The sequence below is a fragment of the Halobacillus naozhouensis genome, from assembly GCF_029714185.1.
In the GTDB taxonomy this organism is placed as follows: domain Bacteria; phylum Bacillota; class Bacilli; order Bacillales; family Halobacillaceae; genus Halobacillus_A; species Halobacillus_A naozhouensis.
The window spans coordinates 776,895-797,808 of sequence record NZ_CP121671.1 but is presented as its reverse complement, the minus strand read 5'-3'; the positions used below and the strand labels follow the sequence as shown (position 1 = coordinate 797,808).

Genomic DNA, 20,914 nt, shown 5'->3' with positions numbered 1-20,914 from the left:
AGATTTGGTGCCTGACTAGCGGCGCGTTAATCTATTAGAGACTAAGCCCAGGTCAAACTAAGAATTTACATTCAACTAGGAACTGAATGATTATAAACAGGTTCAATCCCCATCTCATTCAATTGTTCCCATAAACTTTCCATTGCTTTTGTCCGATCAAAATAAAATTCTCTTCCCCGGACCCTCCAAAACTTCCAACCAGCACGTTCAAGTGATTCTTGCCGTTGCATATCCTCTTCAAACTTCTCAGGACCATGCCATCGTTCCCCGTCACATTCAACGGCTAAACGGTCACGTAAGCCTTCAATCACAAAGTCGATTCGATAGCGGCCCACTTGTACCTGCGGAGTTACTTTATAACCTTTAGCTAAAATCATTCGAAGGACGTCAATTTCAAATGGAGAATCACACTTCTCTTCTAAGTTTTCGACTTGTTCATTAAGACGTGTTGGATTCTTACAGTAGCTCAACAATTTATATCGTAAATCATCTGGATTTAACCGTTCCAATTCTACGGAGTGGTAGAGTCTCATCTGGTTCTTGGCTCTACTTGCCGCAACATTAAAACGTTGTTTATCAGAGGATTTTGTTAAGGCTCTAAAATTCCGATCAGGAGCTACGACCATGGATAGAAATACTATATCTCTTTCATCCCCTTGTAAGGTGTAAGGATTCCCGCAAATGATTTTACGTTTTACAAAATCACGGTCCCCAATTTTTTCACGAATCAAATTCTCGATTAGTCTATGTTGTTTCTGACCTTGGAGGGTTATGACACCAATCGTTTGATCATTAAATTTAGGGTCTTCGATCATTTCTGCGATGTCACCAACGATGGCCTCCGCTTCTGGAAGGTTAATGTCTTTATTCCTCTCATCATTGTAGCCTTCATCGACTTTTACAGCGTGCACGGGTGGATCAATTTTTTCATCTTCTAACGGCAATCGCAAAGGAATCATTTCCCCACCGTAGCTTAAGTCATTGGAATACTGGATAATCTCGGGTACACAACGGAAGTGTTCACGTAGCATTAACTTTCCTTCTTTAGGGAAAGTTTGTTCAGCAATTTCATATAACGAGATATTCCCATCAAACAAAGTTGCATTCGGGATGCCCGTCATGTACCGTCTTGTGAGGTCATAAACGTCCTCTTGATTGATTCCAATTGATTGAGGACTAATTTGTTCATCATCGCCCACTACAATCACTTTATTTCCCCGCATTAATACATTGACGGAGAATAAATCGCATTGGCTACTTTCATCGAAGATAATGACATCAAACTTATTATTGGTAACAGGAAAGTTTTCAATCACTTGGTTGACTGGCATAATCCATACAGGGATCGCGCTTTGAGCCGTTTTCATCTCTTCTCTAGCATCCTGTAAATGGTTCTGCGCATACTTACCTGTTCCCTGGCCAAACCGCTTAATATAAGACTTCCATGCAGACAGTGCTCTCTTCTCCCTCGCTGTTATAGATTGCACTTGATTCTTCCAGGTGGCCGCACTTACGATTTCGCGCACGAGTTTTCTTTGTTCTTTATGCTCGTCTTCTATTTGGCCTTTTAGAAAGGCAACATTCATATCCTTTGTTTCATCTAACCACGTTTGCAACTTCTTAAGCTCAAAGGCTTCTTTGTATTCTTCTGGAAAATCAATTCGTTTTCCAACTGAAAATTCGATCCACTTTCTAGTTAGAGGCAAGGATCGTTTTAATGGATCGAGCAACTGATAAAACTGTTTTACGTTCACTTGTTTCTCTTGCAATGTTTGTAAACTTGTTAAAAGTTCACTCCATTTAGCACGATCCTTTCTCTCAAATGCAGCCGTAAACTCTTCCGTAATCGGATGCATCTCTCCCTCGTCACTTAATTCTTTTAAAAGTTTATGCTCCTTGTAAAACTCCTGGTCCCAATTACGGTACTTCAGGTGTTCAATGGCTGTTTCCATCTCTGCTTTTAACTTTTTATTATCTTTTGGTGAGTATGGATCTAGTTCATCAAAGTTATAATCGGCAACTTCCTCTTTGAATGAAATAACTGCATCAATCGACTCTTGGATTGATTTAAGTTCATTTAACCGATCCTCTAGAAGGTAAGGGAACCTTTTCTCTTTCAGTTCTATGATGGAATGCCCTATCTCTTCCATATTTCCATTGAATTTACGAGCGGTTTCTTGTTTAAGCTCTTCATATTTCAGGTAGGTTTCAAGCGGCACAATATCCTCTAACGTGTTGACTGACTTCCCATCAATCACAGGTTCTTCAAACAAATACTTGCATGACTTCCCCTTAAGCATAAAAAAGAAGAAATTTGGCTTTTTGCCAGACTTTAAGCGTTCTTTCGCAATTTCTAATTCTTCTCTTAAAACGGATAAATCTTTATGAGGTAGATCTACTTTATGAGTAACAAGTTGGTTGTAGTATTCAAATAGTTTTTGCTTCGCGAATTCTGTTTCCTCAATTAATGTCCGCCAACGCTGCTCACGTCCGCCTCCCGCACGTAAGTCTTCAATAACAGCTTGATATTCATTATCACTTAAGATCTCTGAAACATGGATTGTTGCGTTGATACTCGCTAGTAATGGTTCAAGTACAGTTTCATTACTCGGAAGCTGATAGGTTTCCAATATGTTCCTTCCAATATCGTTAGAATCAACTAAACTTTCTCCTCCGTCCATGAAAGAGGAGAACGATTCACTATTCCTAATCTGTTCATCTACCACTGGAAGTTTCTTAAGAACTAAAGATAAATCATCTTTATGTAACTCACCCCTTAAAGCCCACATTTCTTTAAAATCTGGAGCTTGCAACGGAAATCTCCCGTCTAGAGGCACGTCATCTTGGATCCAGAAGTAATCAATAGTAGATTCTGAAAGACGTTTAGCTACATCATACTTATATAATCTTTCTCCTTTATATTGAATGGAAGTACCCTCTTTTTCGGCATATTCTTTGATTTGGCTTTTTAACTTTGATTCATTTCGCTTGCTTCGATCTAAATTATCCTTATTTCTCTCAATCACTCTTTCAAGCTTTTGAACATCTACTTCTCCTAGCTTTTCACTAATGGTACGAATAGATTGCTCAATTTCTTGCAAGGATTCTCTTCCTCCGCCAAGTACAGGTACACATAAATCACGAATTTCTTTAGGTATCTTGTTCTTTAATACTTTTAAAGGACTCTCCTTTTGACTCGTGATTAATATCTTTTTCCCTTCAGAAAGAAAATGTGATACGAGATTCGCGATTGTATGAGTCTTCCCTGTTCCTGGAGGTCCTTGAACAGTGACACCATGATGATGTTCAACTCTATTAACGATTTCTTTTTGTTGTTCATTAGACTCTAGGGGAAAATATAGATTTTTCTCCATTGAATCTAATTTATCTTTTTCAGTCTCTTCTACGTTATCTTCTGCAAGGTCACTTTCTTCACCCAAAATGGATAGAACCGTTTCAGAGAGCTCAAATTCTTCACCTAAAGAAATTTCTTCGATTATTTGCTCTAAATCCTCTCGTAATACCCTTGTATTTTTGCTTCTTAAAGAAAAAATAGAATAATCATAAATGGTAGGATGTTTTTGTGGCTTGATATTAGTAGGTTCTGCTATGTATTCCCCATTGGCATCTATTAAATTAACGAATTGGGTATAGAAGTCCGAAAAGTCTTCGGTTATCCCGCTAGCTTGGATGCTAGAAGTCAATTCATTCACTTGGTCCATATTTGGAAGTTGCACGCCCGAGAACATTTCATTTTCAACCTTTATGGTTTCATCGACTTGATTGGCAGTGATGATACCTCTATCAGCATCAAGCTCCAGTTCCAGTTTTGTTGTAATAAGTGGAGAACGAATAGTTCCAATTTTCGGATCTGGATGCTTCCAACAGAAAATTCCAGTTCCATAAATAAATTCGAGAGCCTCTCCCTCTTTTTCAAAGCGAGAAATCAGCTCAAAGTACTCCTCATAAAGACGCAAGACAGTTCTTTTCTCTTTTAAATTAGCCGCCCATTCCTTCCATTCAGCAACCCACGCCTGGTAGGATTGCTTTCGCTTACTGTTTTCAGAAAATATTTCTTTAATTTGGTTTCCATCATCATCTGTAGCAACTTTTTCAACTTTATATGATGGATTGCTAGTTTCATTGTTATAATCAAAATTAATCCACTGAGAGATTAACTTGTCTGGCTTTGGAGGTTTTTCATCTCTTTCGTTAATGACCGGTCTATGTATCTCTAAAACATGCTCCTCTTTCTGACAATCTTCAAAGGTATAACAGCCTTCCAAATCATTAAGTTCATTCAAGTCCCAGTTTTTATCAAATTCTTTGTAATCTCTAACTACTTTCCCAACAAGCTTATTCAAGGAAAGCATATATTCAAAAAAATTCTTAGCTTTCTCCATGGTGTTAATTGATTTCAAACGAAATACCTCACTTTACTTTTGTCGATTTACTCTTCTTACAATTTTATCAAACTTTTGTCTTACCTAACACCGATACCGCTATTTAATAAATAGTAATTAAACAATTTCTGTAAAAGTATATTTCAATGTGATCCAATTCTAAAAAAACCCGCTACCCACTACACGATGGGGCTGCAGGCAAACAATATAGTGATAAATTATAAGGCAAATATAAAGATATTCAGTTAATTAATTCATAGGTCTTTAGTGAGAAGTGCTTCTCCAATCTTATTCAGTCAAATTATTAGAAGCCTTTTTTCAAAGTAATGATGCAATCGGTACTCACAAAATGGTGAATATGATCAAGAATTTCCTGTAGAAGTCGTTCTGTATGGAGTTTTACTTCGTTACTCAATCCTGAACCTCAACGAGATAGATTTGTTCTTTAAAAGCTCCTCTTTTTTCGGCTTTATCCTTACGAATCCCCTCCACCTTATCCATAGATGCCCCATGAAAATTTGCCAAGGCATGCATTAATTCTAGTAAATCAGCCATTTCCTTTAATGCTTCCCCATCATTTTCCGCTGTAAAGTATTCGTTTAGCTCTTCCTGAAGTTTTTCCTTCAGTGAATCTATGTATTCTTTATCATCCAGAATTCTCGTTTCAAATTCCTTCCCTGTTTTTTCGATAATTTCTGGAATTCTATCACGCACTAGCTTGTTATAGACTGGCATACTATTCTCTCCTTGCATAGTTATGGTTCTGCTTAACTTTATTATAATCATATAAACAATTTAGACATTAACACCTACATAAAAAACCAAGCCATCGTTCACCCAGAACGACGCTTGGTTCTTAAGATATGATTCTATAACACCAATTCTAATATTAATTGTCTCCCTCTTTCTTAACCCACGTATACCCGTAACCTGAAAGAACAACAGAACCTTCTACTTTTCTATTATGAAATAAATCGGTTCCCTTGAATGGCATCTCTACTTCAACCTCTTCCCTTGACGTGTTAACAACAAAGAAAACTTCCTCCCCTGACTTAGGATCCATTCTCTTTAAAGCAAAAATACGAGGATCTATATTGAGTACTTCTTGATCTGCATACGGTGAAAACGCCGCTTCTTTTTTACGAATCTCTATCATTTCTTGAAGTCCTGAAAAGATACTAGAACGACGGGGACCCGTTTGAAGTTCCTCACGAATCTTATTAACTTGGAGCTTTTCTCTATTGATTCGGCGTGGAATCCCTGACTCTGCCATACCATGCTCATCATTTTTTGAACCTAGTAAGGAATGATAGTAAATAGCGGGTACACCGATGACGGATAGTAAAACGGAATGAGCTGCTAGCATTTTTTGAACTTCGTCTTCTACGGTAAGGTCTTCTTCCTTATTTTTTAAGGCTTCCGAATAATTGATGTTTAACTCATAGACAGATTGGCTTCCGTCTGGATTACTTTTATACGAAACATCTCCGCCATTTGCTTTTACCTGATCGACGAGCTCTTGCTTTTCGTCTTCCTTTAACAATCCCTCTGTAGGGCGCATGCCTATGCCATCATGACTGGCCAGGAAATTGAAGTAAGTAGCTTCTTCAGATACGGGTTCAATGGTTTGAGCCCATTGGGTTAGCTTTGATGCATCATGCTTCATGAAACTATAAAGAACCAGTGGGGGCAGTGTAAACTGGTACACCATGTTCGCTTCATTCGTTCCGCTCCCAAAGTAGCTAATGTTTTCTTGGTGAGGAACGTTCGTCTCAGTAATGATCTGGGTATTCGGCTGAAATGCATTCATGACCGTATTCCATAACTGAATAATGGCATGAGCCTGTGGCAAGTGAATGCAGGACGTTCCTGATTCCTTCCATATAAAGCCGATCGCATCTAACCGGATACTGGTTGCGCCTTGCTGGGCGTAAGACAGCAGGATATCTGTCATTTCGATTAACACATCTGGATTCGCAAAGTTAACGTCTACTTGGTCCTTACTAAAGGTTGTCCAGGCTGTTTTCCCTTCCGTACCGTATTCATGATAAAGCGGCGAAGTTCTAGGGCGCACTACATGTTCACTAATAAAGTCTGGATCCTTGGGAATAAAGAAGTTTTTGTACTTGGGATCATCTTCAAGATACTTTTGAAACCATTCACTGGATTGCGACATATGGTTGGCTACAAAATCAAACATCAGCCGATAATCATCGGAAAAGTTTTGAATGTCACTCCAGTCTCCTAACTCTGTATGAATCGTTCTATAGTCGCTTACGGAAAAACCATCATCCGAAGTGTAAGGGAACATCGGTAATAGATGAACATCCGTAATGGTGCCGCCGACTTCTTCCTTCAAAAATTTGTGCAATGTCGGGAGAGTTGGTCTCCCCTCTTCGTATATGCTGTCACCATATGTAATGAGGTAAATGTTCTGTTCTGTTGGCGCAGCTGGGGTCGTCCACTCTTTTTTGGACCACTGTTCCATCAGTTCTTGAAATTTATTGATCACCTCGCCATCCCTTTTGCCATAAATGTCTTCAAGATGATTGGCAATCTGATCGATGAGTTCATCTTTCATACATGTCCCCTCCTCTTTACTATTGATGTAAATAAGCACGCTTCATTTGTGTCCAGGAAAGCTCTGTTGTATCGTTTACCATCAAATCCGCTTGGTCAAGATAGGAGCCCACACCTACCGCACACATGCCGCTCGATTGGATCGACTGAACCCCAACCTTCGCATCTTCGACCCCTATCGAGTGTTCAGGATCCGCTTCCAGCGCTTCACATACGGTTAGGAAAATTTCCGGATCTGGTTTGGATTGTTTAATTTTAGCTGCATCCGCACAGTAATCAAATAAGTGCTCGATTTCCAAGGCATGCAGGACGGTTTGGGCGTTTTTTGATACTGAAGCTAACCCAACAGGGATGTGTTCACTTCTAATCTCTTCAATTAGTTCCTTCATGCCGGGTAACATGTCCTCAGGGGTAAGCTGCTGGATCAATCTTTTATAATACTCATTCTTTCGATTGGCTAAGTCTTCTATTTCCGAATCCGTATAAGCATCTGCCTGGTTTCCATTGGCTAGAATCAGTGTAAGAGACTCGACTCGGCTTACACCTTTTAGGTTTTCATTAAAGCTTTCGTCAAAAGGAATTCCTAATTCATCAGCCAGCTGTTTCCAAGCTAAATAATGATAATGGGCGGTATCGGTTATCACCCCATCCAGATCAAAAACGACGGCTTCTATTTGTTGTGATTTCATCGATTAAGTCCTTTCTTTGTGCAATTCATTATCCTTATGCAGGGGAATTTCAAGATGGTCGATTAACTGATAACGTTGCTTCCCGATTTCCAAATCAATCGGGTCTCCTCCAACTTTTTCAAGCCATAACGCATCCTGATTCATCTCCACCGTAATTTTTCTCCCTTTATAATGGAATGGGAATTTAAAGGAAGACCATGCTTGAGGAAGTGTAGGATTCAGTTTAATCCGTTCCTGTTCAAACGATAAATTCAAGAAACTAAAGACGGCCAACCAGATGGAACCTAACGAAGCTGCATGAATCCCTTCATCTGAAGAGTGAGGGTTCGGTCCGAGATCAATTAAGCAGGCTTCCTGGAAGAGCTGGTAGGCCAGTTCCTCCTGACCACATCTCATCGCCAGAATGGAATGAATCGCTTTACTTAACGAAGAATCATGGATCGTCTTCTCTTCATAATACGTAAAGTTCCTCTCAATGGTTTCTTTAGAAAATAAATCAGGAAAAAGATATAACAGCATGACGACATCTGCTTGCTTCAAGATTTGCATCTCGTTTACTTCGCCTCTGGAGTAATCCAGCAGAATCGACTGGCTGCCTTGATTCTTTTTATACTTGGATAAGTCAATCGCAGGTTTTCTTAAAAATGTACCATCTTGGGGAATAAGCTGGTCAGCATTCTCTTTCGGTAAATACAAACGGTTCAGAAAATCTTCCGCTGCCTTTCGAAATTCTTCATTCAGCTCGTTGATTGCATCCAATACTTGCAGTGTTTGTTTTACAATATAATGGGCCAAGTAATTCGTATAAGCATTGTTATCAATAAACTCTGTATATTCATCTGGACCGATAACGTTTAACAGGTGCAATTGACCGTCACGTTCTGATGTGCGGCTCAGCCAAAACTTGCTCGTTTCTTCAAGCATCGTCAACCCTTTCGCTGCCATGAACTCCTCGTCATTGGTTACTTGATAATAATGAAGAACAGCATAGGCGATATCGGCTACAATGTGATGCTCCGCTAAGGCTGAGGCCACTTTTTGCCGTTCGCCGGTTTTTATATTGATGGCCGCATAAGCAGGGGTTTCTTCCTTTCCTGTCCGTGCGCTCTCCCATGGAAACTGGGCCCCCTCATGTCCATTTGCCTTCGCTCGCTCTCTGGCTTCTGGTAACCTATTATACCGGTATTCCAGCAATTGTTTAGCTGCCTTTGGATCATTATAAAGATGATAAGGTAAGATAAAGATTTCTGAATCCCAGAAAACGTGCCCTTTATAGCCTTCACCCGTTAACCCTTTCGCTGCCACACTAAGGTTAGGGTTATGTTTCGGAGCCATAATCTCCAAGTGATACTGAGCAAAATCAATCGCCTGCTGATCCATAGGATTGCTGGAATGGATCTCAATTCGCCGTTCGTTCCAGAAATCCTCCCAGGCGTTTTCTGATTGTTGTAGGATCCGTTCATATCCTTCTTCGGATAATTGTTTCACCTTTGCTAAGCCGACTTCTTTTAGATCATCAACTCTTTGATCGATACTTGTATACACCGCATTGAGTTTTTCCATATGAAACGGTTCGTTTTTCTTTAATGCAGCTGTAGATTCACATAGCAGCTGGCGGTTTTTTGCAAAAAAATGGACATCACAGCTCTTTGAATAGGTGCATGTCGAAAATAAGCCAATGGTTTGATGCGATCGTGTTGTTGTGTACGTACCTTGCATATAGGTTTCGTCATGGACTTGAACATGATCTTCCAGCAAATGCTGGCGGCCAAAGTTCGTTTGCTGCGCATCAATGCCTGTCCGCAATGTAATCGTTACGTCCCTGTTCAAGCTCTCAATACTCACTTTTGAAGCTAGCACCTGGACATCGTGTTTAGAGGCTAATCTGCGAAACGTAAATTGCAGACGTAGGCCATCTTCTCTTTCCCAAACCACATCCTTTGTTAGTTCTCCTCTATCCATGTGAAGTGTTCGGTCATAAGAAATCGTTTTTCCCTTCAATGAAGAGAAGACTTCTCCATCAATTTCTAGATCTATCCCCATGACATCTGGAAGGTTCACTATTTCCTCGGGTTCTTCTGTGCTCGAATTGTTATAAATACCTGCGACAAATAATCCACGCTTTTGAATCGGATAGTCTTCCTCATGTGTGCCCCGAATGCCCATGTATCCATTTCCGAGCGTCATAAGCGTCGCATATTTGTTTATTTTTTTGAGATCAAAATGGTCTTCGGAAAGCTTCAAATTCCTCATAAATAAATACTCTCTCCTATTTCAGCAGATCTGTATAACGCTTCAACTAGTTTCTGAATTTCATATCCTTCTGCACCGTTTGTAATCCATTCTTCCTGTGACCCTAAGCATTTATGAATAAAAGAATGAATCGAAAGTCGTTCACGGTCATCTGTATCTGCAGGGCCTTTTTCATACAGGGATACGAGTTCCCCCTTCTCGTCTGTATAAATTTCTAAAGGATACAAGGTGGCCCCGGCTTGATCTCCCGCAAACTCAATATTCAGCTTTTTCGTTTGCTTCATATGAAGCGCAAAGGAAGTATCGATTTGAATCAAGCCGCCATTCTTCAGTTCAATCGTGCCAAACAGCGAGTCTTCTACCTCATATTTTTCAGGATTCCATGTGCCAAAAGAACCTTCTGATTTATACGGTCCAATCTTTTGAAACATGTTCGCCGTTACCTTTTTTACTTCTGGAAATCCCATGATGAAAAACGCGCTATCCAGCATATGTATGCCTATATCGATTAATGGGCCGCCCCCTTGAAGGTCTTTACTAATAAAATTTCCCCAGCCTGGTACGCCGGACCTTCTTAAAGCAGAGAGCTTGGCGTAATAGATCCCACCAAGCATCCCTTCTTGAACTTTGTTACGCAGCATAGCCGTTTCCTCTGAGAAACGATGTTGAAAATTATAAGCTAGCACCAAGTTTTTCTCTTTCGCCAGGTCATTCATTTCTTTGGCCTCAGAAGCAGCTATACTCGGAGGTTTCTCACAAAGGACATGACAATTCGCTCTTAGGGCTTCCATCACATGATGGTAATGATATTTATTTGGTGTGCAGACACTGACGATATCCGGCTTTTCCGTACTCAGCATGTCTTCCAGGTCCGTGTAGGCATGAGCAATTTGATTGCGCTCAGCGAATGAACGAGCCTTCTCTTCCCTTCTGTTTAGTACAGCAACGACTTCAACACCTTCATAACTCCGGTAATTCGGAAGGTGTTTCGTCTCGGCTACGTCCCCGCCACCAATGATCGCGACCCTCATTGTTTTCAATGGATACCCTCCTTCAGCTATTCAGTAGTGACTTTAGATAAGCGATCGATTTCTTGTACGCTTCTTCCTGATGCTCGCCCCTGATCCGGCCCTCGATCGTTACATAGCCTGCATAGTTGTCTTGACGAAGCTGTGCAAAACATTCCTCGAAATCAATCGAGCCAGTACCTGGCTGGTAGCGGTGATTATCCGCGATATGAATATGTTTGATTAAGTCCCGATTGGCGTGTAATGATCCGACGAGACTGTCCTCTTCAATGTTCATATGATAAAAGTCACCAATGATTTTTGTATGCTGTAATCCATTCTCTTCAATATATGTTCTAGCATCGGCAATCGTATTAATCATATGATCTTGATAACGGTTTAACGGTTCCAGGAAAATGACCGTGTCTGTTTCCTCTGCTGCTTTTTCTAAATGAAGCAGGGAATCACTAACAGCTTTCCAGTCCTCTTCCTGGCTTCGTGGTGATTCCATTGGAGGTAAGCGATACGTAAACATTCCCCAGGCTGCCGGAACGACGATTCCTTTTCCTCCTACATATTGAAGAGCTTTTAAGATTTCCGTGATTTCCTTTAACCCATTTTGACGTTTCTCTTCAGAGAAATCACCTATCCAGCCGTCATATCCCCCGCAAGCTGCATTGACGACAACGTCTGTTTCATCGATGGCGCTTTTAATTTCCTCTTTATGATCCACTAATAGCTTTCCGTCTATCTCAAACGCGTCAAAGCCAAGCTCTTTAATGTACTGAAATTTCTCACTGATCCCTTCAGGAAAAAAGCTCTGATTTTGCGTTGCGAGTTTCATACTCTCCATCCTTTCTTTATCCGTGTTTAACTCCAAGCTTGATACTAAGATTCGGTGATTGATCGACATATTTCATATAAGCCTCTGCACTATCTTCAAAGCTTACAACCGGATCAATTATTTTTTCACAGTCCAGATGACCGTTCATAAGTAACTGCCAGCATGTTCGTTCGATCCGCTTCCGATCCCAGCGCGGATAATCACGATTTGGTTCACTCGCTACCCTTGAGAACACAAGGTTGGCATTGTTGAAATGGGCTTCCCGTCCAAAATTAAGCCCCTCTGGAAAAGGCTTAGCAAATGCGATATAGGAGATCGTTCCTGCATAACCGGTTCCTTTTAAAGCATCCTGAAGGGCACTGCTGATCCCGCTTGTCTCGACCCAGGCATCCACACCCTGTTTATCCGTTAGTTTTTTCACTTCAAAACCGGCGTCGCAGATAGTTGGATCCAAGCACACATCGGCCCCTCCTTCTCTAGCAATCTCTCTTCGATGTTCAATCGGATCCACACCTATCACTAAGCTGGCTCCCATTTTTTTCACTAATTGAATCGCAATTTGGCCAATCGCTCCTAAGCCAGAAACAGCGACACAGTCCCCCGGCCTAATATGCGCATCTCTCACTGCACCTAGCGCAAACTGGGCAGGGTCATAACAAACTGCATTTTGCCACTTTCCGTGCTCCGGCATTTTTAATAGTCTATGGTTGTTACTAGCATTCACAATCACATACTCAGATATTGGTCCATACGTGCAAACACGATCCCCTACCGAAACGTCCGTGACCTTATGGCCGGTTTCTACGATTTCACCGACCACCATATTTCCTAGCTTGAACTCACCGAACACAATTCCTTTTTCCGAGGTATCTTCCCTTGGAACAAAGCTTCTCCACTCCTCTGAAAACTCTTCATCCATGAAAGGAGTAATTCCCCGAAAGTCCACAACCTCCGTGCCGTGTTTCGGAGCTGAAAATTCAACCCTTATTTTCACCTCTTCTTCCCCTAGTTCAGGTGCCTCAACGTCCAGCAAGGCAGCTTCTCTTGGTTTTGTAGCGACAAGTGTTGTGATTTGTTCTTCTTTTGCAATCATCCTTTAACCCCTCCATCTGTTACATTTCCTTTAATTAAGTTCTCTGATATCGCATACATAATCACGACAGGCAATGCGGTAATAATCGACGCGGCCATCATTCTTCCCCAAACGTAATCAGGGGTACTAAATAAAGCATATAACCCTACAGGTAATGTGAAATTCTCTGCGCCTGAGAAGAAAATCGAAGCGAAGAGGAAATCATTCCATGCGACCATAAAGCAATAAACAAACACGGAAACAATACCTGTAAAAGACAGCGGGATAATAATGTAGAAAATCACCTTAATTCGATTTAATCCATCTATTTTGGCCGCTTCCTCCAAATCTTTAGGGATCGTTTCAAAATAACTGTTCAGCATCAATATGGCTGTCGGCAAAGTCTGAACAATCATCACGATAATAAGTGATGTTTTTGTATCGTATAGACCCAAGCCGGCAATCACTTTAAACAATGGAACCACTAACAGAATTCCTGAAAACATATAAACGGTGTAGAAGCTGGCATTGATCGCCAGGCGCCCTCTGAAGTTCAGCCTTGAAAGGGCATAAGCTCCGAATATCGCAATCCCGACAGAGATGACAGATGCGGTTACGGAAACAATAAAACTGTTCTGTAAATAATGAAGGTATGGAAAGATCGCCGGGTTAAAGATGTCAATAAAATGCTGGAGCGTCCAATCCTTCGGTAAAAATGTCGGATTCCTTGAAATGGCTTCCTCAGAGCCTTTAAATGCCGTCATAAGCATGATAAAGAAAGGAAATAGGCAAATGCATAATAGAACGATGACTCCTAAATAGAAGGATGCTCTTCCTGCAATTTTCGTCGATCTCGTCTTAACTGCTGGCATTTAAGTTCACCTTCTTCCTAATAGCAATAATTAATGTACTAATCACTAAGAATAAGATGACAGAAATCGCTGATGCTTTCCCTAAGTCATTAAAGGCAAACGCGGTTTCATATAAATAGACTCCTAGTACATTCACTTTATTTGTTAATAGATAGACGTCCTCAAACATATAGAACATCCAAATCGTCCTTAACGTGATCACCGTAAGCATGACCGGCATAATGGCAGGTAACGTAACCGCTTTAAACTTTTGCCAAATATTTGCGCCATCCATTTCTGCTGCTTCATATAAAGTAGGTGATATCGTTTGAAGAATGGCCAAGAACGCGATAAAGGCATAAGGAAAGTACCTCCAAATCGCAAATAACACGACAAGGATGAAAGCGCTGGTAGGATTATCAAACCAGAGTGGGGCCCGATCAAAAAGATGCAAAATATCTCTGCCAATGTAATTAATGATCCCGTATCCACTATTGAACATATACTTCCAGACAAAGATCAGTGAAATGGATGGAGTGACGTAAGATAAAATGATCAGCGAACGTGCAACCTTTCTAAATCGAAATGGCCGATTGAACATGATGGCTACATAAAGACCCAGGGCTGTACTCCCCACAACCACTAACAGGGTGTATAGGAGAGTGATACCAAGTGATTTATAAAAATCAATATTCGTCAATGTTTCTATGTAGTTTTCAAACCCTACAAACTCTGCAGGAAACTCAGGGTTAATAGGCTGCTCAAAAAAGCTTATATAAAAGTTAGAGAGCATGGGGTAGCCAATTAGCAATAGTATTAAAAGGGTGCTCGGTAATAATAAAATCAAGGCTAATTTTCCATCTGACGTTTCTCGTTTGACCTTAAACAATAGGTTGACCACCTTTCTAAACAAGGTTTAATTCTGGCTGCAGAAACCAATGATCCGCAGCCATCTATTTTAAAAGAAATTTCACTTATTCAAGAACTTTCTCCAACTGTTCTTGGGCTGCATTTATCCCTTCTTCAACACTAGCATCACCAACGGTTACTCGGTTCACCATGATCGGAATCGCATTTGAACTTGAAATTTGACCCATCTTCACGAAGTTTTTATTTTCTACTAAACCGAATACTTGAATTTCATTAAAGGATTCGGCAATCTCAGTAGATAAATCACCAAAGGCATTAATGACTTTATTAGATTGATAGGCTTCACTTGCCACTACACTTTTGTGGACTGGCTGAGCCCCGCCTGGAGCCATTAGAATCCACTCGGTCGCATTTTCGGTTTTGGAAAGGAATTTCACAAACTTTTGTGCCGCTTCTTTCTGTTGTTCTTTTAGCCCAGTTGGAATCGTTAAAGAACTAACTGTTCCAAATACAGCCTCTTGTTCTTTTTTCGGTATGGCAAATCCTAGATTACTAGGATCCCCTTGAGCGTAAACAGCGGGTAAAATGTATGTAGAATAGATGGCCATTGGAGCAGTACCATTCATAAACGCATCTCTTACCTCGGTTACACCATTTGAGCCTGGCATCGTATATTGCGACAATTTCTTATAATACTCCAAGGCTTCTTTCATTTCGGGAGTGTTCAGAGTGATTTCACCATTAGCATTTAAGATGTTGGCCTTATTGGATAGGGCGAACTGTGAGAAGGCTTGCTCTGACATTCCAGCCTCTACAGTTGGCATGGCAATCCCATACTTTTGATTGGCCTTATCCGTAAATGCTTTCGCAACCTCTAGCAGCTCCTCCCAGTTCTGTGGTTCATCAAAACCTTTGGAAGCGAGCATTTCTTTGTTATACCAGATGCCTTGTACCCACCCACTCATCGGGATGCCTCTAAAACCTTCCCCATCCTCTGTACGTACGAGTTTCAATGCTCCGTCAAAGTACTCGTCTTTACCAATGTCACTAATGACGCTTTTCAAAGCTTCCGTATCGACAAGAGCATTTTTATCCAGCATCTTTGCGTGCTGCTGCCCAACCTCAATAACCTCTGGTAACTCGCTAGCCTGAGCTAAGGTAATGATTTTGGTCGATAGACTGCCTTCCTCGACGACAACTGGATCAATATTGATGTCAGGATTGACCTTTTCAAATTCCTCTATTAATCCATTTACCACCTTTAAGCGTTCCTGCTCTACAGAAGTATGCATAAATTCAATGGTTACTTCTCCTCCCTTTGATTGGCTGGTTTCACTAGAGCAGCCAATTAAAGTTGCAGAGAGTACAATGAAAGCCATTATTCCAAACCGTTTAAGTTTCATGTGTCAGCCTCCTGGATAGTTTTTGCTGCCTTTACCTTTGAGGAATTCATGTTCTACTTTCGCATTTTAGGGACCGCTCCCAAAAACATTCAAAAAAAATATGACAGCGTTACCATTTGTGAAGATCATAATATACATTTTGTTTTTCTGTCAACATAATATTTCAATAAAACGCTTAGTTTAAGCACCTTTTATCAGGATAAATATTAGTTATTTTATGGTAATATCATTCTATTTTTTGCCTGAATTAAAAGTTATTCGGTGACATATTTTTGGAAGTTTGATACTATGTAATGGAACCGGTACCAAAAAGAGGTGAAGCATGATGAATCCAACGATCTACGATATAGCAAAGGCTGCAAACGTATCAAAGTCGACTGTATCTAGAGTCTTAAATAATAACCCTAATATATCTGCTAAGAGCAAAGATAAAGTACAAAAAGCGATTAAAGAACTGAATTACCAGCCAAGTAAAATTGCCCGCGGACTTTCTTCGGGTTTCGATGCTATTCTTGTCGTTTCAAGGTCAACGACCACAACTAAAAACAACCCTTTCTTCTCTGAGATTCTTCACGTCATATCGAAGTTTTCTGACCAGGAAGATTATGATGTTATCCTCCAGACCTCCCAAAATGACGTGGAAGAAATCAAACGTTGTATAGCAAAAACGGCTTCCAAAATTGTAAAGGGCATTATTATGCTAAGCTCTCCGTCTGATGAAGATTACTTTAAAGAAATCGATAAGTTTAACATTCCCACGATTGTCATCGGGAAAGTTGTCGGGGAGTATCAAAACATATACTCTGTCGATACGAATAACTTTTTAGACAGCTATAACCTCGTCCAATATATGATCGATTTAGGGCATAAGGATATTGCATGTCTGTATTCACCACAGGAGTATCATGTGTCGATTGATCGATTAGAAGGCTATAAACAATGTCTTAAAGATAACAACATCCCTGTTCAAGATGAGCTCATGATCAACTGCGGTTTTACCATGAACGAAGCTTACGAAAATTCCCAAAAGCTTTTCGATAATCAAAGACTGCCGACAGCTATCTTTGCTACAGATGATCTCAAACTACTTAGCTTATATAAGAATTTAGATGAGCATGGAATTTCGACTCCATCGGATATTCTTATTGGCGGCTACAGCAATACAGAGATCACATCTTTCTTATTCCCATCTATTATCCAGATTGAAAACCCAACTAATGATCTTGGAGAAGTGGCAACGAAACACTTGTTTAAGATTATTAAAAACAAAGATGTAAATGATCGCACGGTTATCATTCCTACAACACGGACTGTCCAAGGATCGAAATATAGAACGCAGCCGTTCCCGAAATAGGATGACTCCGTTCTATGTATCGTTATAGAAAGAGCCTCACAAGCCATCCTTTTCAAGAGACAGCTGTGAGGCTCTTATTTTTTTATAGAATTCCGATCGATGCTAATAGAATCACTACCGCAACAAAAATAACTGGAATTACCTTTGGCCGTGAGTTTCTTCTCTTGCCAGCGTAAATACAAGTATCCTCCGACTGCCATAATGATCGGCCTTCTTATTACGGAAAGCGTTATTTAGATACTGTGCCTGCATCGGCCGGATGTACTCCATGACGATAGAAATCGGCATCAATGGGCTCCAGCGGTTTACGTCCAAGGATGAGATCTGCTGCCTTTTCCGCCAACATCAACACAGGTGCATGTATATTGCCGTTCGTAACGTAAGGCATGGCAGATGCATCGACCACTCGTACATTGTCGAGCCCGTGGACCTTCATGGTTTGCGGATCTACGACAGACATGGGGTCTGAAGCAGGTCCCATTTTTGCGGTGCAAGACGGATGAAGTGCCGTTTCAGCATCTTCTTTCACCCATTCCAAAATTTCCTCGTCTGTTTGAACAGTAGGACCAGGTGAGATTTCCCCTGCATTGTAAGGTTTCATAGCTGGTTGGGACATAATCTTCCGGGTGACTCTTATCGCTTCCACCCACTCGCGTTTGTCCTGTTCAGTAGAAAGGTAGTTGTAGACCATGCTTGGATGCTCTTTAGGATCTTTCGAACGAATCTTCAATGATCCCCGGGCATCAGAGTACATAGGTCCGACATGTACTTGGAATCCGTGATCCGTTGGCGCTTTTTGGCCATCGTACCGTACCGCTACCGGAAGGAAGTGATACATCAAATTCGGGTAGTCGACGTCCTCGTTTGAACGAACGAAACCTCCGCCTTCGAAATGATTGGTCGCTGCCGGCCCAGTGCGTCCGAGCATCCACTGCAAACCAATCCAAGGCATACGCGCTTTATTTAAATTAGGCTGTTCGGAAACAGGTAGCGGACATGCGTGTTGGATGTAGACTTCAAGGTGATCCTGGAGGTTTTCTCCTACACCTGGAAGGTCGGCTACCGGTTTAATGCCAAGTGAGCGAAGGTGTTCGGCATCTCCCACACCTGATAGTTGAAGGAGCTGGGGCGTGTTGATAGCACCGCCTGAGAGGATAACTTCACCTGCTTTAACCTGATGAGTCTTCCCGTTTCGTTGATATGTCAATCCTTTGGCTCGAGTACCTTCGAAATCGATACTCTTAACGAAAGCACGAGTCTTCACCGTTAAGTTCTCACGCTTCATTGCCGGATGCAGATAGGCACGTGAAGCTGACAACCGCTGGCCTTTGTACACATGCTTATCAAACGGTCCGAATCCCTCCTGTCGAAAGCCGTTCACATCAGGGGTTCTTGAGTAACCAGCCTCTACACCTGAGTCAAAGAAGGCTTGGAATAAAGGATTTTTAGCTGGACCGCGTTCCAATTTGACCGGCCCGTCGTGACCACGAAGCTCATCATCTCTTGATCCTAATGCATTCTCCAAGCGTTTGAAATACGGAAGACAGTGCGCAAAATCCCACGTTCCCATACCTTCGTCGGCTCCCCAGCGTTCATAGTCCATCGGATTTCCGCGTTGATAAATCATACCGTTGATGGAACTAGAACCTCCGAGTAGCTTCCCTCGGGCATGCTTGATCCGTCGGCCATTCATATAGGGCTCAGGGTCAGATTCGTATTTCCAGTCGTAAAGGCTTTTGCCTGCTGGAAACGGCAAAGCTGCCGGCATTTGGATCAATAGGTCCCATGAATAATCACTGCGCCCGGCCTCCAAAACAAGGACACTTTTATTCCCATCTTCACTTAGACGATCGCCGAGTACGGAACCCGCACTCCCGCCGCCAACGATTACAATATCATAGGTTTCAGTCATCTATTGTTCCTCCTTGATGTTGAAAATGGAAAGAAGGGATCCAGACAATAGGAGAAGCTCTAAAACCCTTCTTTCATTTATTAATTCGAGTTAGTGTATTTATAAAACTATTCCTTAAACCAATTCAGCAGCTCACGCTAAAGCTTGATTCTATAGAAATGAATACTATTAGAACCAATTGATAGGCTCTGGTTTAAGGTTTTGGAAAATATGCTTTGTTTCTGTATATTCTTCCATACCTAGTCTGCCTAGCTCGCGGCCGATACCAGACTGCTTAAATCCACCCCAAGGGGCGTGTGGGAAATAAAGGTTGAATTCATTAATCCAAACCGTCCCCATGCGCATCTTCGCTGCACAGCGTTCCGCTTTTGCAATATCATTTGTAAACACGCCGCCAGCCAATCCATAGATCGAGTCATTCGCAAGCTTTACGGCATCTTCTTCGGCAGTGAATTTTTCAACCGTAATAATGGGACCAAATCCTTCGTCTTGAACGATCCTCATGTCTGTTGTGCAGTCTGTGAAGATCGTAGGCAGATAGAAAAATCCTTGTTGTAACGCAGGCTCTTCTGGGCGTCCGCCGCCAACGGCAACTGTTGCCCCTTCTTCGATCCCTGTTTCTACATATTTTTCTACTTTTGCAAGATGTTCAGCTGAAATAAGCGGTCCCATTTGGGTATCTTCTTCAAATCCGCTTCCCAGCTTAAATTCTTTCACTCGCTCTACAAGCGCCTGAACGAACTCATCGTGAATGCTTTCTTCTACAATCAGCCTTGTACCAGCGGAACAGATTTGTCCTGCGTGGAAGAAAACTCCGTTTAATGCTTGATCGACTGCTGTTTCAAAGTCAGCATCAGCAAAGATGACATTCGGGTTTTTTCCGCCCAGCTCAAGGGCGAGCTTCTTCACATTTGCGCTTGCCGCTTGCATAATTTTCTTCCCGGTGTCAATGCCGCCCGTGAAAGAAATCAGGTCTACGTCTTCGTTATTGGAAAGCTCTGATCCTACTGTATTGCCCGCGCCAAGGACTAAGTTGGCAACACCGGCAGGTACACCCGCTTCTTCTATCAGTTCAAATACTTTTATAGTAGTAAGCGGAGTAATTTCACTTGGTTTCATGATTAACGTATTTCCCGTTGCAAGTGCTGGAGCCAATTTCCAGGACGCTTGTAGTAAAGGATAATTCCATGGTGTAATTTGTCCGCAGACGCCTACAGGTTCATGTACCACTTTACTGATCGAGTTTGATATCGGAGAGTCGATCAGCTCCCCGCCGTCTTTGTCCGCAAGTTCTGCGAAATAACGAAATACCCCTGCGATATCATCCATGTCTCCGCGGCTTTCTTCTACTGTCTTGCCTGTATCCAATGATTCTAAATAGGCAAGTTCTTCTTTGTCTCTTTCAATCAATTCAGCAATCTTCCTTACAACAACCCCTCGCTCCGTTGCTGGGGTAAAAGCCCATTCCCCGTTATCAAATGCTTCTCTTGCCGCAGCGATTGCTGCTTTTGCATTCGATTCATCACCTTCGGGAACAACAGCAATAACTTCCTGATCAAATGGATTAATAATCGTACGCGTATTCTCAGAGTCCGCGCCAACCCATTTACCATTAATATAATGTTGTAGCTTCAGTTTCAGATCCAATTTAATCAACTCCATTTTCGAAGTATATT

14 protein-coding genes are annotated in these 20,914 nt (G+C 41.5%); 1 reads left to right on the top strand and 13 read right to left on the bottom strand.

Annotated features, from left to right (window positions below; translation table 11 throughout):
- Window positions 1–71: 71 nt before the first annotated feature.
- The 11 genes from P9989_RS04150 to P9989_RS04100 all read right to left on the bottom strand — a co-directional run bounded on the left by P9989_RS04150 (window position 72) and on the right by P9989_RS04100 (window position 15,972).
- Window positions 72–4,421, bottom strand: coding sequence for an AAA domain-containing protein (locus tag P9989_RS04150; protein WP_283077556.1), 4,350 nt, complete (start codon window positions 4,419–4,421; stop codon window positions 72–74).
- A 393-nt stretch (window positions 4,422–4,814) separates the two neighbouring features.
- Window positions 4,815–5,138 (bottom strand): nucleoside triphosphate pyrophosphohydrolase, encoded by a 324-nt coding sequence (locus P9989_RS04145; RefSeq protein ID WP_283077555.1) that lies wholly within the window; start codon window positions 5,136–5,138, stop codon window positions 4,815–4,817.
- A gap of 154 nt (window positions 5,139–5,292) precedes the next feature.
- Window positions 5,293–6,984 carry an alpha-amylase family glycosyl hydrolase gene (locus P9989_RS04140; protein WP_283077554.1) on the bottom strand — a complete coding sequence of 564 codons (1,692 nt, stop codon included), beginning with the start codon at window positions 6,982–6,984 and terminating at the stop codon, window positions 5,293–5,295.
- Window positions 6,985–7,003: 19 nt separating this feature from the next.
- The gene (gene pgmB / locus P9989_RS04135; RefSeq protein WP_283077553.1) at window positions 7,004–7,672 is read right to left on the bottom strand and encodes a beta-phosphoglucomutase; all 669 of its coding nucleotides are present in this window, start codon (window positions 7,670–7,672) and stop codon (window positions 7,004–7,006) included.
- Between the two features lie 3 nt (window positions 7,673–7,675).
- Window positions 7,676–9,925, bottom strand: a complete 2,250-nt coding sequence (locus P9989_RS04130; protein WP_283077552.1) for a glycoside hydrolase family 65 protein — start codon at window positions 9,923–9,925, stop codon at window positions 7,676–7,678.
- Window positions 9,922–10,956 (bottom strand): Gfo/Idh/MocA family protein, encoded by a 1,035-nt coding sequence (locus P9989_RS04125; protein ID WP_283078827.1) that lies wholly within the window; start codon window positions 10,954–10,956, stop codon window positions 9,922–9,924. The genes P9989_RS04130 and P9989_RS04125 overlap by 4 nt, the downstream gene beginning before the upstream one ends.
- A gap of 22 nt (window positions 10,957–10,978) precedes the next feature.
- Window positions 10,979–11,776 (bottom strand): sugar phosphate isomerase/epimerase family protein, encoded by a 798-nt coding sequence (locus P9989_RS04120; protein WP_283077551.1) that lies wholly within the window; start codon window positions 11,774–11,776, stop codon window positions 10,979–10,981.
- Between the two features lie 16 nt (window positions 11,777–11,792).
- Window positions 11,793–12,869 carry a zinc-binding dehydrogenase gene (locus P9989_RS04115; RefSeq protein WP_390306383.1) on the bottom strand — a complete coding sequence of 359 codons (1,077 nt, stop codon included), beginning with the start codon at window positions 12,867–12,869 and terminating at the stop codon, window positions 11,793–11,795.
- Complete coding sequence (locus P9989_RS04110; RefSeq protein ID WP_283077550.1) at window positions 12,866–13,720, bottom strand: carbohydrate ABC transporter permease; 855 nt, start codon at window positions 13,718–13,720, stop codon at window positions 12,866–12,868. The genes P9989_RS04115 and P9989_RS04110 overlap by 4 nt, the downstream gene beginning before the upstream one ends.
- Window positions 13,707–14,588 (bottom strand): carbohydrate ABC transporter permease, encoded by an 882-nt coding sequence (locus tag P9989_RS04105; RefSeq protein ID WP_283077549.1) that lies wholly within the window; start codon window positions 14,586–14,588, stop codon window positions 13,707–13,709. The genes P9989_RS04110 and P9989_RS04105 overlap by 14 nt, the downstream gene beginning before the upstream one ends.
- A gap of 85 nt (window positions 14,589–14,673) precedes the next feature.
- Window positions 14,674–15,972 (bottom strand): ABC transporter substrate-binding protein, encoded by a 1,299-nt coding sequence (locus P9989_RS04100; RefSeq protein ID WP_283077548.1) that lies wholly within the window; start codon window positions 15,970–15,972, stop codon window positions 14,674–14,676.
- Window positions 15,973–16,297: 325 nt separating this feature from the next.
- Here P9989_RS04100 and P9989_RS04095 point away from each other — a divergent pair, with 325 nt between their 5' ends.
- Window positions 16,298–17,326: a LacI family DNA-binding transcriptional regulator gene (locus P9989_RS04095; protein WP_390306628.1), complete on the top strand. Its 1,029-nt coding sequence runs from the start codon at window positions 16,298–16,300 to the stop codon at window positions 17,324–17,326.
- 229 nt (window positions 17,327–17,555) lie between these two features.
- On the opposite strand, the gene betA is transcribed toward P9989_RS04095, so the two are convergent.
- Window positions 17,556–19,238, bottom strand: a complete 1,683-nt coding sequence (gene betA, locus P9989_RS04090) for a choline dehydrogenase (RefSeq protein ID WP_283077546.1) — start codon at window positions 19,236–19,238, stop codon at window positions 17,556–17,558.
- 168 nt (window positions 19,239–19,406) lie between these two features.
- Entirely contained in the window at window positions 19,407–20,900 is a 1,494-nt protein-coding gene (gene betB / locus P9989_RS04085) for a betaine-aldehyde dehydrogenase (protein ID WP_283077545.1), read from the bottom strand.
- Window positions 20,901–20,914 lie beyond the last annotated feature (14 nt).